The sequence below is a fragment of the Paenibacillus filicis genome, from assembly GCF_038070315.1.
GTDB lineage: Bacteria > Bacillota > Bacilli > Paenibacillales > NBRC-103111 > Paenibacillus_G > Paenibacillus_G filicis.
The window spans coordinates 78,703-96,400 of the sequence record NZ_JBBPCC010000014.1; the positions used below are offsets into that span (position 1 = coordinate 78,703).

The following is a 17,698-nucleotide window of genomic DNA, read 5'->3' on the forward strand; positions in this document are numbered from 1 at the left end:
TCTAATGAAGAAAACAAATAAGCAAGTTTGGATGAAATCGGCTACGGCGATTAGTGCGATGGCTGTTATGGCCGGCGTGCTCGCAGGCTGCGGAGGAGGGAATTCGTCCAAATCTGCCGCAGGAACGGACGCAGGTAAGGGTGGAGCCCAAGGCCCGTATAAAATGTCCATTATGCTCCCAAGCTATAACCCGGAGCCGATGTCTACAGACGGCGAATTGTTTAAGCGCCTTCAAGAAAAAACGAACACCGATCTGAAGCTGACTTGGGTGCCATCCTCGACCTATGAGGACAAGCTTAGCTCGACCGTGGCTTCCGGAGAACTGCCAAGCGTCATTACGGTGCTCAATCAGAAGCTTCCTTATATCGTCAACTCGGCCCGTGCCGGTATGTTCTGGGAAGTCGGTCCTTATCTGAAGGATTATCCGAACCTGAGCAAGATGAACCCGCTTGCACTTGAAGCGGTATCTATCGACGGTAAAATTTACGGAATTTACCGTGAGCGTGATTTGGCGAAGGACGGCATTATGCTGCGTAAGGACTGGCTGGATAACCTGGGCCTCAAAGAGCCAAAAACGATCGATGAATTTTACAATGTACTGAAGGCGTTTGCACAAAATGACCCGGATAAAAACGGCAAAGCCGATACGGTAGGTCTGGTCGAACAACAGGTCACTGCGGCATGGCGCAGCATGCTGGTCTGGCATGGCGGTCCGGTGGACTGGGAAGTCAAGGACGGCAAGATGAGTCCAGCGGCTCTGTCGCCTGCCTACCTCGAGACGATGAAGTTCTACAAGAAGCTGTATGCTGAGAAGCTGATCAACCAGGACTTCGCCGTTGTCAAGGACGGACGCCAGGTGATGAACAAAGGCAAGGCCGGCGCATGGATCGCTAATATGAATGACGGACAAGGCATTGAGGAAGCGATCAAGAAGGTAGAACCTACGGCGAGCCTGACGATGGTTAATGCCCTGGAAGGTCCGAAGGGACTGCGCAGCGTAGGCGGTACCGGCTCCTACGGGATGTTCATGATTCCGAAGACGACAGTCAAGACGGAAGCCGAGCTGAAGGCTGTGCTGAACTTCTTCGACAAGATTTCCGATGAGGACATGCAGAACATGCTGATTAACGGAATCGAAGGCCGTCAATATACGCTGGAGAACGGGCAGTATAAGAAAACAGCCGATCCTAAGATGCTCGTCGAGTTCGGCTCGGGCGACGCTTCCCAGTTGGCCGCTCTTCGCGACAAGCTGAAGTCCTATGGCGGTCCGTTGTTCCAATTGCGTGACAAGCTGTACAAGGCCAATGCTGAGATTGCCGTACCGAACCCAACCAATGCGTATATCTCCAACACCTATAGCGAACGGGGCAAGGAACTGGATAAAATTATCGACGATGCCCGCACGAAATTCATCATGGGTCAACTGGACGAAGCCGGCTGGAACAGTGCTGTAAACAAATGGCTGCAGGATGGCGGTTCCAAGATCATCGAGGAGTACACGGACTCTTATAACAAGAGCCAGAAAAAATAAAGCAGCAGACAGGCCTCCGCTGTATTAAAATAAAGAAACATCAAGAACAGTTGCTGGGGGTAGTGGGGAATGCGAACATCAAGTTATTTACTTAAACTGGTCATTCTAACTTTAATCGTGGGGACCTTCCCTGTGCTTACGTTAGGATGGTATTCCTACCACTACTCCTCGCAATCGGTATTGAAGCAGCTGGAAGAAGGCAATTCCCAGGTTCTGCGGCAAAGCCAGCTTCGCGTCGAGCAGACGCTTAAGATGATCGATTACTCGACCTCGCAGGTATTAAGCCTGCCGGTCGTTATTCGATCTTTTCCCATGCGCTTGGGGCTTGGTGACACCGAGACGATCCGTGAGATCTATAATGTCCTGGGTTCGATCCAAACGTTCGAGCTGGGCATCAAGGATGTCTACTTGTTCAGCATGGAAAAGGACTGGCTGATCAGCAACTCCGGGCTGGACGAGTACAGTCCTCCCGGATTGAAGGATAAGATCCGCGAGTATGCGGATATGCCTCAGGGCTCGAGGTGGGTGAGCGGCAACGCGGCCAAGCTTCAGGGAGCCGAGGGTGTCGTTGAATTGCAGCATTCGGTGATGAGTCTCAAGAAATGGCCGATCAACTCCGCGCATCCGCGGGGGATGATCTGCGTCGTGCTGTCGCCTCAGCAGCTGAAGCAGCTGATCGACAGCGATCCGCGTACGGGCGAAATGTTCATTGTCGACGAGGATAACCGTATTATTGCGCATTCCGACGATGCCAAGCTGGGCTTGGATGTATCCGGCGCTCCCTATATGCAGACCATGCGTGAGCATCACAGCGACATCGGGGTGTTGAATGCCAAAGAAGCCGGGGAGGACTTGTCGGTTTCCTACCGGAAATCCGCCTATAACGGCTGGACCTATGTCTCCATCGTACCAACCAGCGCGATCACGGAGCAGGTGAGGTCGATCGCCTGGACATCCATTCTGGTCAGCGTTATTGTGCTGATCGCGACGGTGCTCGCCGCGTTGATCGGCTCAAGACGCATGTATTCCCCGGTACGCCGGATCTATCATGCGCTGCTTGACGATAAGGGAAGCGTGCAGAAGAAGGATGAGTTCAAGGCGATTACGGAACGGATTCAATCGCTGATCCAGGATCAGTCCCAGCTGCAGTTCGAACTCAAGGGACAGCAGAAGCAGCTCGTGGAGCTGCTGGTCCGCAAGCTCATGCTGGGAGAGGCCAAGGCTCGGGAAATCTCCGAGAGCCTGCTCTATTACGGGTATGACTATACCCGGGGGTGGGCGGTGATGCGCGTGCTGCTCTTCCAGATCGACGGTCTGGAGGGCGAACGCTTCACGGAGAAGGACCGCGATCTGCTGCTGTTCGCGATCGGCAATATTGTGTCGGAGCTTGCGCCGGATGAGCATCGGCTGCCTGCTGTCATTATGCAGGAATCGGTCGTCGTGCTGATCGGCACGAATTCGCAATCCGAGGAGGTATTCAAGGATGCGGTGTTTGAGATGGCGACGGAGATGCAGCAGGCGATCAAACGGTACTTGCAGCTGCCGACGAGCATTGGCATCAGCCGTTCGTTCGAGGATTGGTCGGAAGCTTCCCGCGGCTACGCGGAGGGGGAGAACGCGCTGAAGTATCGGGCAAGGCTCGGGGAAGAGGCGATTCTATTTATCGAGGATGTGCAGCCGGACAAGGGAAAAGAGATCCTTTACCCGAAGGAGCTTGGTGAAGAGCTGCTTCAAGCGATCAAGTCGCTCGAGCAGGAGAGGGCTTCGCAGGCGCTCTCGGTCTTGATGGAAGCCTTGTCGAGGCAGGACTACGACCATAACGATTACCAGATGGCGCTGGTCCGGCTGCTGACCGACCTGCTCCGGCTGCTTCAGGATTCGGGCATTTCTCTGCATGGGCTGGAGCTCGGAGAAAGCTCGCTATTCGAAGAGCTGCTGACGCTTCACACGAGCCGGGAGATCGCGGCCTGGTTCGAAGGGAAGATCGTGCAGCCAGGGATCCGCTTGCTGGAAGAGCGTCGTGAGACGCAATTCCGGACGATCTCGCAGGAAGTGAAGCGCCTAATCGAGGACGCCTTCGACACCGATCTGACCCTGGAGAAGATCGGTTCTCGGCTGAACTATCACCCGCAGTACATCAGCCGGGTATTCCGGCAGGAGACCGGCATCAACTTCGCCGAGTATCTGGCACAGTACCGCCTGGAGATTGCCAAGCGCTGGCTGCGGGAAACGGCGCTGACCATTACCGAGATTGCCGAGAAGCTGAAGTATAACAATCCGGCGAACTTTATCCGGTATTTCCGCAAGATGGAAGGCATTACGCCGGGGCAGTACAGGGAGCAGAATCGGGAGATATGATGCGGGCGGGTGGAGTTAAGGAAGGCCAATGGCCGGGATGGGAAAGGCATATGAAGCAGGACTTGGGCCAAGGCGGCTCGGGTCCTGCTTCTTCTGCATGTCGTGGGGCGTATGGCAGGCACAGGCACAAGATATTTGTGGAGGGCTGCCTTGGCGCAGCAGTCTGGCAACGTGCGCCTAAGTATAGGTGTAAGAGGACTGGGAGCAAGCAGCGGGGGGAAGGAGAATTTTTTTACAGTTGGTCTAATTATCGAGAGCCCTTCACCCGATATTTATACCATTGGGCCTAGTTTTCCAGGACTTTTACATGAATTTAAATGGATTAATTCGGTAAAGTGGGATATAATTCCTGTGTTTACTTCTTGTTCTTCTGTCGATAGAGCGAGCAATTGCTCGACAATGGCCGAAGAATGCTCATTGATAACTACATAGTAAGGAGGAAAAATAATGAATTGGCAAGAAGGCCAACGCAAAATCAGCTCAATCCTGATCTTCACCATGCTGTTCAGCCTGCTGATGCCTATGCTGGCATTTGGAGCGGCTCCTGCATCCTTCAACGATTTAGGGGGCTCTTACGCAAGTAAGGAGATTCAAGCCTTGGCCGATCAGGGTGTGCTCAGCGGCTATGAGGACGGCTCGTTCCGCCCCGCTCAGGCGATCAGTCGTGCAGAGCTGGCTAAGCTGCTCTCGCTGTCCTTGGAGCTGAAGGAAGATGCTGAGCAAGCAGCATCGTTCTCTGACGTGGCAGCCGATGCCTGGTATCGCGGATATGTAGGAGCATTGGTCGCCTCGGGGATCACGCAAGGCACCTCGGAGACAACCTTTTCCCCAGAGGCCAAGGTCACTCGGGAGGAGCTGGTCATCTTCTTCATCCGCGCGCTAGGTGTGGAGAAGGAAGCTCTGCAAGCATCGCTGGGGGAAGGATTGTCCGACCTGAAGGACGTCTCGGGCTGGGCGCAGCCGCATGTCTCGCTGGCTTACCGCATTGGATTGGTCAATGGCATCGAGGGCCCGAACGGGGTACTGGTGTTCAAGCCTAAGGCGAATGCCGAAAGGCAGGCTTTGGCTCGATTGGCTTATGAATTCAAGACGGGCAAGGCTAAGTTCGTTGCCAAAGCCAAAGAGCTTGTTCGTTATAACGAACTGGCTGTTGTATCCGTAACTGTCGTCAGCCAGACCACGATTGAGGTCACCTTTAATCAAGAGGTATCGGCGGCTGTAGCGGCGGATTTTGTATTCGATCAAGGTCTGAAGGTCACGAAAGCGGAGTTGAAGTCTGGCAGCAAAACCGTGGTCGTCTTGACGACATCCTCCCAGACGTCCGGCACCGTGTACAAGCTTCTTTATAAAGGCAAGGATACCGGTAAAACGTTCAAGGGCGCTTCGGCTATCTTGGGCGGCGGAGGTGGAGGCGGCTCCAGCAGCAACCCAAGCCAACCGGTTACGGATACCGATAAGACGGACCTAGAGAAATTAAACAGCGGCGGTACTTATGACAACCTGACTGTGCGTTCCTCCGGAACGCTAGGTCCTGCGGACGGAAAAGGCACGACGACCGTGACTGGCATCCTGACGCTGGATCCTGGCGCAAGTGGCGAGATCACGCTGCAGAACGTCAATGCCGCTCAGATTCTCGTAGCCTCCGGCAGCTCGAATTCCATCAAGCTCAAGAACACTGTGATCCAAAGCTTGAAAGTAGCTGCAAGCAACCAGCCGAGCCCGGTTCGTATCGAATCGTTGGCCGGTGCGAAAGTGGATCAAACGGATATTCAATCCAAAGTAATCATGGAATCGACCGCAGGAAGTCTCGGTATGATCAAGATCGGCTCCGGCGCAGCAGGCCAGGAGATTGAATTGAGAGGGACGCTGCAGGGCGGCATCACGGTGCAAGGCCAAGGCGCCCATATCAAGCTGGCTAAGCCTCCAGGGGGAGGTGAGACAACGGTCGCTTCCTTGAATCTGGCTGCCAATGCAACGGTATCAACGGATTCCGACACGACGTTGAAGGCGGTTAGCGTTACCTCGCCTACGGCCAAGATAACGTTGGAAGGAGAAGGAATGGTCGAGGCGGTCACCGTATCCAAAGAGGCCCAGGGCGCTACACTCCGTCTTGCCACCTCCAATATTGGAGCGATCAAGCTGGAAGCCAGCATCAAGCTTGAGGGAAACTCTAAAGAAATCAGCAAGATCAGGATGATTGCGGAGCCGGGCGTGGTTGTCGAGGCATCCCCTGAACTCGTGCGTGAATTGAAGGAGATGGCGGAAGTGGCCATCGCGAAGATCCCGGATTTCACGGAGTATTCACCGGCTATTGACACTGAGATTGAAAAGGCGGACATCACGGCTTCGAATGCCGTTCTTCTCGGCACGCCCGAAGCGGAAATTGCCGGATACGTGGATCGCCTTAAGCCTGCAATTCAGAGGATTGCAGAGCTGGCCGTCGAGCAGGCCGCAAGGGAGCTCGCTGGGAAGGTTGATGGGAAGCTTGCCATTGGCTTCGCCCAAGGAGATTCTCCAGAGTCCGTGACACGCTCCATCTCGCTGCCAACCCTGGATGCCGAGAAAAAAGTCGGCATTGTCTGGTCTAGTTCCAATGCTGCCGTGGTCGCGACGGATGGTACGGTCGTGCGTCCGGCCGAAGGTGAGCCGAATGCCAGAGTAGAGCTTAGGGCCGTTTTGTCCAGAAATGGTTCAACGGCTAATGTCGAACAGGTCGTTACCGTACTGGCTCAAAATCAAGAGAAGCTTGTCGCCAAAGCTACTCCCGGGGACGGCCAAGTCACATTAACCTGGAACTCCGTCGGGAACAATGTTATGTATCAGGTATACGGATCTAAAGTTAGTGGTTCTTATGCTGCGCCTCTTGCAACTGTTTGGAACACAACCTATACCGTCTATAACTTGGAAAACGACAAAATCTATTACTTCACGGTGACAGCGGTCCAAGGCGGAAAAGTCACTAGTTCTCAGGAAGTCAGCGTGACACCAGGTTTGTCCCAAACGGCCGTGCCTACCGTGACAGGAGTTGTGTACAGCTATGGCTGGAGGCTGGAGGGTCAAACGGAGCCTTATGCGATACTTCAGTTAACGAAGGAAGACAAGGCATACATTGATAGGCATCCTGTAGGTTCAGATGGCAAATACCGGCTGTATAAGGATTACTTCTCCCATGGGAGCTTTGCCGTAGGCGAGCGGATATTATTAACGGCTCAAGCGGATAACAAGCGAGAAAGTGACCCTGTGGTTCTGGAAGTGAAGCCGACAATCGGTACGACGGCCAAGCCTACGGTGATCGGAGACGTGTACGACAAAGGAGATTTCTACGGATATGCGGAGCCTGGGGCGACGGTGATCGTCACGACAGGGACAGACAATCCACATGATACGAAGGCTTCCCACAAGGACGGATCGTTCAGCTTGTACTCCGGATACTATCCGGTCGGCACTGTGTTGAGGCTGACAGCCATTCAATTCGGCAAATCCGTCAGCGAAGTCGTTTATGTTACCGTCAAGTCGGCTCCTCCAACAGAGCAGCCTACGGTTACTGGCGCCATATATACGAATGGATGGAGACTTGGCGGCCAAGCTCAAGTCACACAGCAGGGTCGCAGCACGGAAGTTCGTCTTCTCAAGAAGGATGGTTCGTATTTAGGCTCGACCCACACGTATGATGGGACATTCAGTATGGAATACAACCTGTCCAATGGCTCATCGTTGAAGGCTGGCGAAGAAGTGCAACTGATAGCTACAGCCTACGGAAGAAATGCAAGCGCGCCCTTCTGGTTTACCGTTCAAGCGCCTACAGAGCCGACCGCCGCTCCTACGGTCACTGGGATCGTGTACGAAATGTCCAATTACATCACCGGCTTCTCAGAGCCGGGAGCTATGGTAGAGCTAAGGGTAGGCACGAGTCCTTATACGTCCACGGACAGGGCTTCTTCGATAGACGGCTCTTATAGCTTCTATAACGGAGGCCGGTACGAGGCGGGGACCAAGCTGGCGCTGACCGCTACATCCATAGGTCGAACGGTCAGTGAAACGGTATATGTAACCGTGGAGGCTTCGCCTAAAACGGAGCTCAAGTCGGTAACTGGAGCCGTCTATGCGAACGGTTGGAAAGTTCAGGTTTCCGTTGAAGGCGATTCGCTTGACGATATTGCGAATGTAACGTTAACCAAACAAGACGGTTTTTATTTGCCTGGAGGATATACCTATCGCAAGGGATACTACGAGTTATTGTATCAATTTGCGGAGTCTGCTGATCCGCCGGTGCTGACGGTGGGAGAAGCGGTCTATCTAACGGCACAACTACGAGGGAAAAAGAAGAGCGATCCGTATAAGCTGATCGTTCAGGCTCTCAGCGGCCAAACGAAGCAGCCAACCGTCGATCAGGCTGTCTACGAATTGACGAACAGGGTAAGAGGGACCGCAGAGTCTGGGTCTTTAGTGGTCTTAACATCGAACAGCTACCGCTATACAGCTCTTGCCGATGCTGAAGGGAATTTTGATTTGTACTTCGGAAGCTGGGAAGCTGGAACCCGATTGGCCGTGACTGCCGCATCACTCGGTAAAAACGTTAGCGAGGCTGTTTACCTGACCGTCTTGCCTTCGTCGAAAACAGAACAGCCTACAATTACCGGCGCAGTGTACACGAACGGCTGGAAGTTCAGCGGTACGGCAGAGCCAAACTCCTTGGTTACTTTAAAGAAGAAAAACGGCGAATTTTTGCAAGAACGTTATGCAGGAGACGATGGTTGGTTCAGCTTGCAGTATCTTCGCCTGTTGGATAGTTCCCCGCTTCAGGTAGGAGAACAACTGGAGCTTACCGCCCGAGTATTCGGTAAGAAGCCAAGCGATCCGCTTTCGCTAAGCGTTCAGCCGAGCACGATTCAGACCGCACCGGTGATGCCTGATATCGTGAATGATGTTGTGGTTAGCGGATGGGCGCAGTTTGGCTCCACGGTTGCTATCCAGAACAAGAACACCCGTTGGACTCATTTTACAGAAGCATCAGAGCGGGACGGTTCGTTCAGCGTAGATATAACGAAAGATGCTTTAGCTGTAGGAGACACATTGACGATCACGGCTTATAACATCGGTGAACAAGCAAGCCTACCGGTAGAAGTTAAGGTGAAAGCCGCGCCGATCAGTAAAACGCCTAGTGTAACAGGCAGTGTCTACACCAACGGTTTGATGTTGAGCGGGAAGGCGGAACCGCGGGCCTTAGACAAATTGAGCTATGTCACCGTAAGCCGGCTGGACGGTACGATTATCTCTGATCGTGTAATCTCACAAGACGGCGGCTTTTGGATTCAAGCGTTATTTTCCGATCCGCTTCCGGTAGGAGAAGAGGTACTTGTCAAGGTACGCGCCTATGCTGAGAAGGAAAGTGCTCCTGTTCGGCTTCAGGTGCAGGCTATTCAAGGTACCACAGATGAGCCAACCATCTCTGAGAGCAGTGAGGTAGAGCTCAAGGGATATGCAGAGCCGAATTCTGTCATTGTGGTGAAATGGGCTCAGGGCCAGGCCATTCAATTCTGGGCTTCGGATTACGATGGGTCATTTGGCTCCAATTTTATAAATTGGGCGGAATGGCAGGTCGGAGACAGACTTGAAATTACGGCAACGAAAATTGGCAAAGCATCAAGCAGCCCTGTCTACGCGACGGTGAAAGCCGCCGATGTGACAGCGAAGCCCGTGGTCACCGGTGTCGTTTATACCAATGCCTTTGACCTTCAAGGAACTGTGCAGCAGGAAAGCCAGTTTATCAATATCACTCTTACGGACCGGTATAATCAAACTATTGGCAGCACTGGTTTTAGGGGAGAAGGGTCGTTCGTATGGACTGGCCTCGTGAACTACGATTATTTTAAGCTTACTCCGGGAGGAGAGGTTTGGGTAACCGCTCAAGCCGAGGGTAAAAAAAGAAGCGAGCCGTTCAAGCTTATTGTCCAAGCTACGCAAGGACAGACCGCCGTCCCGACGATCTCGGACGACGAGTATGAGTCTTATCGTTTCGTGGGTCATGCCGAGCCTGGGGCTATCGTCAAGTTGAAGAACGATTCCCGAGGCTTTAGCGAGACAGCCGTGGCGAAGACGGATGGCACTTATGAGATCACTTATTTCCCAGGTGAGTACAAAGCTAGAGATCAACTGACACTAACGGCCACGGTGCTCGGTAAAGCGACAAGTGAGCCAGTACATCTGACGTTGGAATAAAGAAAAGTAGGGAATTTTTGTAAAAACGACGACTGTTCATTTTTGAATAGTCGTCGTTTTTTATTTTTTCCTTAAAAGCATAAATTTGTTTATTGTTTTGACATTTTCTCCTATAATTATCTAAGACATGCTCCTGCAGAGCATGGATTTGAACATTGGAGGCATTCAAGTATGAGGGTTAGACTCCCCCAACGCATCATCGGTTGCCTGACCAGCGGCACAATGCTGGCAACTTTGCTGTTGCCAGCAATCGCAGCCGGAGCAGAGCCGCAGTCTGTTTTTACGGATATCGCCGCCTCATATGCCAGCCATGAGATTACGGAGTTGGCTAACGCAGGTATACTTGCGGGTTATCAGGACGGGTCGTTTCAACCCGCCAAGGCGATTACCCGCGCCGAGCTGGCAAAAATTTTGGTAGTAAGCAAGGGGCTCAAGGAAACACCAGAGCAAGCGGCAGCTTTCCAAGATGTACAGCCGGATAGCTGGTACCGGGGCTATGTGGGGGCTTTGGTAGCTTCGGGCATTACGCAGGGGACCTCGGAGCATACCTTCTCACCGGAAGCTCAAGTGACCCGAGAAGAGCTGGTTGTGTTCTTTGTTCGTTCTTTGGGATTAGAGCAGGAAGCTAAACAATTCAGCGAAGCTGGGCTATTCAGCGATGAAATCGATATAGCGGAATGGGCGCAGCCGGCGGTCAAGCTGTCTGCCAAGATCGGATTTATTAACGGATTAGAAGGCGCCGATGGCAAGCTCACCTTTAAGCCCAAGCAGCAAGCAGACCGTCAGGCTTTGGCGAGACTGGCTTATGAATTTAAGGTGAATCAAGCGGATTATACGGCAAAGGGTAAAAAACTAGTTAACGAATTAAATCAGCCCGGTTCCAAGGCATCTGAGATTAAGTCGGTCAAGTCGGCTTCCTCGACTTCTATTGAGGTAACCTTTGCTTCACCTATAGAAGGATTGAGCAAAGAGCATTTCTCTTTCGAGCCTGAATTGAAGGTAACGACTGCAGCGTTTCAGACGGGAAGCAAGACCGTTGTCATCTTGACAACGGAAACGCAAAGCGCAGGTAAGGAATATAAACTGAGCTACAAAGGTGAAGCCACGAAGCATAGTGTAACCGGAGCTTCTTCGTTCTTTGGCGGTGGAGGCGGAGGTGGAGGGAGTACTGGCAACAATGGCAGCACTAATACCCAAGGGGTTAAAGAACTGCTAGCCAGCGGTAAGCCGCAAACCTCCCTTACCATAACCAAGGATGGTGAGTATGGACCAGCCGCCGGATCAGTTACGACGGTCAAGGAACTTACGGTAGATCCGGGCGTAAACGGTAAGGTCATCTTGAAGAACATCAACCCCGAACAATTAATTGTTCTTTCGGGGGGAGTAAATTCCATCGTACTGAAGAACACCGCAGTAAACCAGTTAAAGGTCAATGCCATACATAATCAGGGGAAAGAGGTCAGGATTGAAGCCCAGAGCGGCGCTATAATCGCATCTACGGAAGTGCTGTCGCAGGCTATCTTGGAAGCCTCTTCTTCCGAAGCATCGTTAGGCAGCATCATCCTGAAGCCTTCCGCAGCAGGCAAGAGTGTGACGCTTAGGGGGCTGGTGGACAGCGATGTAACGGTAGAGGCCCCGGACGTCAAGCTTAAAGCGGAACCTCCGACCACCGGCAGTTCAGTATCCGGCACTGTGGTCAAATCTTTGGTTGTTAAGGCCAATACCCAATTGATCACAGACAATGCAGCAATTTGGCGAATCATCCGAATAGCTGCTCCCAAGACAAAGCTTCAGCTAACGGGAACAGGAAAGATCGAGCAGGTTCATGTGACGAGAGATGCTTCGGATTCTGAGTTGATTTTGGATAGTGGGGTTCAATTAAGCACTCTAAAGGGAGAGGCTCCTGTTCAGATTAAAGCCAATGCAGAGGACATCGACAAGGTAGTTTTTGAAGGCAACCAGATTAAGATAGAGTTCGATCCGGTGATTGTTGCGGAATTTAAGAATAAGGCCATTCAGCGATTAACTGATTTATTCTCTAAATTAAATAATTATGGTTATGACGAACTGGTTGATCATTTGAAAATAGCTGACTTGGCTTTGGAAGCCGCTAAGAAATGGGGAGTCACACAGCAGGACTTCGAGCCTTGGAGTCTTGAGGGCTACCAGCGGGCTAAGAAGGCTTATGAAGTGATGACCTATGCTTGGAATGAAACTAAAATTACATACCAAGAAGGTGACTCGGCCGACTCCGTAACGAAGAGGCCTGTTTTGGCAAACGGTTCTCAACAGGATTATACGGTCATTTGGAATTCCAGTCGTTCGGATCTCATTTCAGGCTGGGGAGAATTCACTCGTCCGGCTTCAGGGGCCGGCGATGCTGTCGTTACATTGGAAGCAATCATCTACTATGGTTGGTATAACGTGTCCAAGACTTTCGTGATAACCATTAAACAATATGACGCCAAAGTCCAGCGTCTCGATAGTTTGCGGCCAGATCTTGTAGCCGTTGAGTTTGACTCGCCGTTAGCGGGTCCGGTTGTCAACGATTTTGTGTTTGATCAGAACCTTTCGGTTCAGTCAGTTACCTATTATCCTCAGTTTCCCAAAATTGTCTTATTGACTGTAGACGGACAAAAGCAAGATACAATCTATAAATTCATTTACAAAGGCGGGACTACGGATAAAACTCTAACTGGAAGCCTGAGAAACCTTTGCTCGAATTCCACTTGCCCTCTTCCATCCGGAAGCGGCAACATCCCGATTCCCGGAGTGTGGGTGAATGGTTCGCTGGAAGGTTATGTATGGGATCGCATAGGCCAAAAGGTTTCAGGCGCAGATGTCGTTTTGGATGGAACAAATCTAAAAACGCAAACCGATGCATGGGGATACTATAGGTTTAATGACGTTCCTTCCGGCAAGGCTTATACAGTAACAGCTTCCAAAGAAGGGTATTCCAAAGAAACAAGCCCTTCCTTTATTTTGGGGTCGGGAGAGCCACGTCAGTTGTTTCTCCATTTGAAGGAAAAACCACGCTTAATGAAAGATTTTCAAGTGTACTTTGTCTCCTATAATAGTTTTATGTTCCGCACGGAATGGGTGGGCGGATACCCCGACCAGGTTAAGGTTTTCAGTAATGGTCAATGGATGACTAGTATAAATGGGTTTAATGATAAGATAGAGTCGCTAAAACCTGCTACGACTTATCAGTTTACATTTCAAGCTTGCAATGCGGCTGGCTGCTCTTCGGAGGAACAGAGAGAGGTGACCACCAAAGCGTGGCTGGGGTTTGAACCCCCAATACCTTACAATAGCGTTACTCAAGCAGTCTATGCGCCTCTAGTTAAACGCACAGATACGGAAGAAAAGTATATCCTTCCCAAGTCTGCTCAGGGCGCAGACACCATCTTGCTCAAGCTCAAGGACCTTTCGGATCATCAGGTCAATTTACAGAATGCGGTCGATTATTCGGATGTAGTGATAGGACGGATCCCGGGCGATAATTTAACGGGTCACAAGCTGAATTTAAACGGTCAAAGTTATCTGGCTATTCCATTAGATAAAACAGGATTAACTAATCGGGCTTACTGGATTGCCGGATTGAAATATAGATTAGCCGGTAAGCTTTATGACGTTGAGTTTATGGACTATTCCCTAGATTTTGAATAAGGTCTCTTGAAGTGGTCAATTTTACCAAGCCGAGAGTTGTTCACTCCCTGAACAACTCTCGGCTTTTTTATTTCCTCTCACTTAGCCCCCTCGCCATACTTTCACCATGTTCGCCGGGCTTGCCTTCGGGGATAATAGCTCTTGTAGCGGAACTTGCCTGGCGGCAGAAGGAGCATGGGAGCGAAATCCCGCAGGCTCGCCTGTCGTCAGCCGTACCCGAGGCAGGAACTTCCGAGGTTCCGCAGTGCGTGTGTCCGGTGGATACTCGTATGCTGTACGCTCCGTTGCACAAGCTTATTGGATCGGAAGGCAGGGTTCGATTCCCTGATCGCGGCAAGCGTTAGCTCAAGGTAGAGCGTCCGAACGAGACTCTCATTGCCCATGAGACCCTACCAAAAGACATCAGGCGGAACCTTCTGTGGCTTTCTATGCACACTGGCCCCGAGCTTTGCAATCCGCGGATACCGCAGCCGGCAAGGAGCGGCGAATCGGCAGGGGTCCGAAGAGGAAAAACACCGGGCTGCTTTTGAGCCCTTGGCGATTCCTCCGAAGCCCGTCCCGCTAGCCGGGCCTTCCGCTGCTCAAGCCGGATTCCGCTCGCGCGTCAGGAGGGTTCCCCAACCTGAAGTCCAACCGATGACGATTGCAGCCCCTAAGGAGGAAGATATATATGTTTAAGAAAATCACCATTCAAGCCGACGAGCGCGGTTTGCTTTTTCGCAGAGGCAGCTACCTCAAGGTTCTGCAGCCCGGCGTATATCGTCTCGCACCTTGGTCGGAGGACAAGGTTGAGATCGTTAGCATTATGAAGCCGTTCGTGCTGCCGGAGAAGGAACTGAGTCTATTCACCCATGATTCCGAACTGCTACGCGAACTTGAAGTCGTACAGGTGGAGGATCATGAGTATGTGCTGCGCTTCGAGGACGGGAAATTTGCGGGTCTGCTAACGCCCGGCAGCTACGCGTTCTGGCAGGTGCTGAAGAAGCACACCTTCGTGCGTGCAGACATCCGTCAGCCGGAGCTTCCATCGGGGGTGAATGCTGCGGTGCGGACCAAGCTGGCCCCCTACTGCCAGATTTTCGAGGTGGGCCATCACGAGACAGGTGCTTTGTACTACAATCACGAGCTGCAGCAGGAACTCAAGCCGGGCAAATACTACTTCTGGAAGGGCCCGGTAGCGGTCAGCGTCAAGACGGTGGATCTGCGGCAGCTCCAGCTCGACATGACCGGGCAGGAAATGATGACGGAGGACAAAGTCACGCTGCGCCTGAACTTTGTCTGCCAATACCGGATCGTGCAGCCGCTTCGCGTGCTGGCGATCAAGTCCTTCGAGGAGCAGCTGTACATCCAGCTGCAGTTGATCCTGCGTGAGTATGTCGGCACGCTGAAGCTCGACGAGCTGCTGCGGATGAAGCAGGAGCTCGCAGCATTCGCCTTGACGCGACTCAATGAGAAGAGCGAAGAAATCGGCGCGGTCTTCCTGACGGCAGGTGTCAAGGACATCATTCTCCCCGGGGAGGTGAAGGATATCCTGAACACCGTGCTCCTGGCGGAGAAGAAGGCGCAGGCCACAGTCATCACGCGCCGGGAGGAAACCGCATCGACCCGCAGCTTGCTTAACACGGCCAAGCTGATGGATGAGAACCAGACGCTCTATCGGCTTAAGGAGCTGGAGTTCCTGGAGAAAATCTGCGAGAAGATCGGGACCATCTCCCTCACCGGCGGGAATAACCTGCTGGAGCAGCTCAACACCCTTCTCGGTGAGAAAAAAACAGGCTAGCCCTCACCCTTTGATCCTGGACCGGAATAGGCCGAAACTCTTGGTTCAAACCTGATGTCCTTGTGCAAAAAAAGCAGGCTCATCTGGCCGGCTTCTGGTATACTGGACGAGATGTAAGTCACTTTAAATCGATAAGGGAGGACCCCCCATTGGCAGAATCCATTCAGCATATGGTTATCTTTTGCTTGAAGCATTCCAAGGGATCGGAGCTAGCGAAGCAGTTTCTGGAGGATGGACGGGCGATTCTAAGCCAGATTCCGACGGTTCGCGATTTCCGCGTCCTGGATCAGGTCAGTCCGAAGAATGATTACGACTACGGGTTTTCGATGGTATTTGCCAATCAGGCCGATTACGACACCTACAACGATCATCCGCTGCATACGGACTTTGTGGACAATCGTTGGAAGGTGGAAGTAGAGCGTTTCCTGGAGATTGATTTCAGCGATCGTAAATAATCGGAGACTCTATACTAGCCGATCAAGCAGCTTGTGCCGAGTATGGACTTCATCCCGAATGTTAGAGTTCACTAACGGTTGGGGCAAAGTTCAGTCATGGCTGAAGCTGCTTTTTGGCATGTCCAGCTACAAGACTCCTAGCGTTCCTTCTTACTTGTGCTAGGGTCACTCATCTATTAAGTGTTGCTCTTATACAGACAATTGTTGCGATGACAGCTCTTAAACAAGGTGCTGGCAAGCCAGGCATTTGCCCGTGCTGAGATGTTTTTCCGAACCATGAATTAGAGTAGAAACAGAAGATATGAGGCACGAAAGTTTGAACAACACCGTTCAAGTAGGCTATAGTGGAAGAAATTCCTATGAAAGGCTGAGAAAATGTGGATGATCTTATACTGCTTGTAAAATACGTACTACTAGGCTTTATTCAAGGCTTTACGGAGCCAATACCCGTATCCTCCAGCGGACATCTGATCATCGGTCAGCGGCTGCTGGGCGTTGAGCAGAAGGGACTGGCCTTCGAAATTTTGACCAATACCGCTTCGTTGATCGCCATCGCTTATATTTTCCGGCAAGATATTTGGAGGCTTGCCGTACATACGGTTAAGTTTATAAGAACGAGAGAGCAGTCTTTCAAAGCTGATTTTATGTTTGTCCTGTATGTAGTCATCGGTACCGTACCGGCCGTTATCATCGGTTTATTATTTAAGGATGCCATCGAAACTTATTTCTCTTCGATCCGTACCGTTGCGATTTCCCTGCTGGCGACAGGCGTAGCTTTGTGGCTCATCCGCAATCTGCGAGGTGTGAAGCGTGACGGGGACCTGAAGTTCAAGGATGCGCTGATCGTCGGTCTGGCGCAGGCGGTTGCTCTAGTACCCGGCATCAGCCGTTCGGGTGCGACCGTGATCACCTCCATCGCTGTAGGGATGAAGCAGGAAACGGCGCTGCGCTTTTCCTTCATGCTCTATATTCCCATCAGTCTGGGAGGGCTGGTGCTGGGAGTCTCAGATATTGTGGGGGACCCCGACCGCGCAGCGCTGGCTATTCCGTATCTGGCTGCCTTTATCACGACGCTGGTCGTGACGTATTTCTCCATGCGCTGGTTTATGAATATTATGGCCCAGGGCAATTTGAAGGTTTTCGCTTATTATTGTTTTATAGCGGGCATCGCCCTGCTTATTTTTCTGTAATTCCGGCTGTAGCGGATAGCGGACTGCCGGATGCCAGATATAAGTCGTTGACGGTCACCTAAGGAGGAGAAACGCGATGAAGCTGACGGTGAGAGTCAAAAGTCTGGGCAGGCGCAGAGATGTACTGACGCGCCAGGAGCTCGAGCTTCCCGTCGTTCCAGGTACCTTGAGGGAGCTCATTGAAGAGGTCGTTGCCAGTCAGGTGCGAGCATTCACGGATCGACAGCAAGGTGCGGGTCTTATCGCTTATCTGACGGAGCGTGAGGTCCAGGAACGGGGAGAGCTGGGCAAGGTCAGCTTCGGCGAGATTCGGACGCAGGAGCTGCCGGATCTTGAGCAAGCTCGGGAAGCGGCGATTCAGGCATTTGAAGACGGCCTGTACAAGGTATTTATAGAGGAACAGGAGATTCTCGGGCTGGATGCCCCCTTGTCGCTGACAGAAGGCGGAGAACTCATATTGATCCGGCTGACTATGCTGGCCGGAAGGTTATGGTGA

At 52.0% G+C, this 17,698-nt stretch carries 8 protein-coding genes; all 8 read left to right on the forward strand.

Annotated features, from left to right (window positions below; genetic code table 11):
- Nucleotides 1-4: 4 nt before the first annotated feature.
- The 8 genes from WMW72_RS20730 to WMW72_RS20765 all read left to right on the forward strand — a co-directional run bounded on the left by WMW72_RS20730 (nt 5) and on the right by WMW72_RS20765 (nt 17,698).
- Nucleotides 5-1,531: an extracellular solute-binding protein gene (locus WMW72_RS20730; RefSeq protein ID WP_341417464.1), complete on the forward strand. Its 1,527-nt coding sequence runs from the start codon at nt 5-7 to the stop codon at nt 1,529-1,531.
- Between the two features lie 69 nt (nt 1,532-1,600).
- Nucleotides 1,601-3,889 (forward strand): helix-turn-helix domain-containing protein, encoded by a 2,289-nt coding sequence (locus WMW72_RS20735; protein WP_341417465.1) that lies wholly within the window; start codon nt 1,601-1,603, stop codon nt 3,887-3,889.
- A gap of 447 nt (nt 3,890-4,336) precedes the next feature.
- Nucleotides 4,337-10,108 carry an S-layer homology domain-containing protein gene (locus WMW72_RS20740; protein ID WP_341417466.1) on the forward strand — a complete coding sequence of 1,924 codons (5,772 nt, stop codon included), beginning with the start codon at nt 4,337-4,339 and terminating at the stop codon, nt 10,106-10,108.
- 171 nt (nt 10,109-10,279) lie between these two features.
- Complete coding sequence (locus WMW72_RS20745) at nt 10,280-13,777, forward strand: S-layer homology domain-containing protein (protein WP_341417467.1); 3,498 nt, start codon at nt 10,280-10,282, stop codon at nt 13,775-13,777.
- A 670-nt stretch (nt 13,778-14,447) separates the two neighbouring features.
- Nucleotides 14,448-15,557: a slipin family protein gene (locus WMW72_RS20750; RefSeq protein ID WP_341417468.1), complete on the forward strand. Its 1,110-nt coding sequence runs from the start codon at nt 14,448-14,450 to the stop codon at nt 15,555-15,557.
- A 170-nt stretch (nt 15,558-15,727) separates the two neighbouring features.
- Nucleotides 15,728-16,012, forward strand: coding sequence for a Dabb family protein (locus tag WMW72_RS20755; protein WP_341417580.1), 285 nt, complete (start codon nt 15,728-15,730; stop codon nt 16,010-16,012).
- Between the two features lie 377 nt (nt 16,013-16,389).
- Complete coding sequence (locus tag WMW72_RS20760; RefSeq protein ID WP_341417469.1) at nt 16,390-17,202, forward strand: undecaprenyl-diphosphate phosphatase; 813 nt, start codon at nt 16,390-16,392, stop codon at nt 17,200-17,202.
- A 76-nt stretch (nt 17,203-17,278) separates the two neighbouring features.
- Nucleotides 17,279-17,698, forward strand: coding sequence for a hypothetical protein (locus tag WMW72_RS20765; RefSeq protein ID WP_341417470.1), 420 nt, complete (start codon nt 17,279-17,281; stop codon nt 17,696-17,698).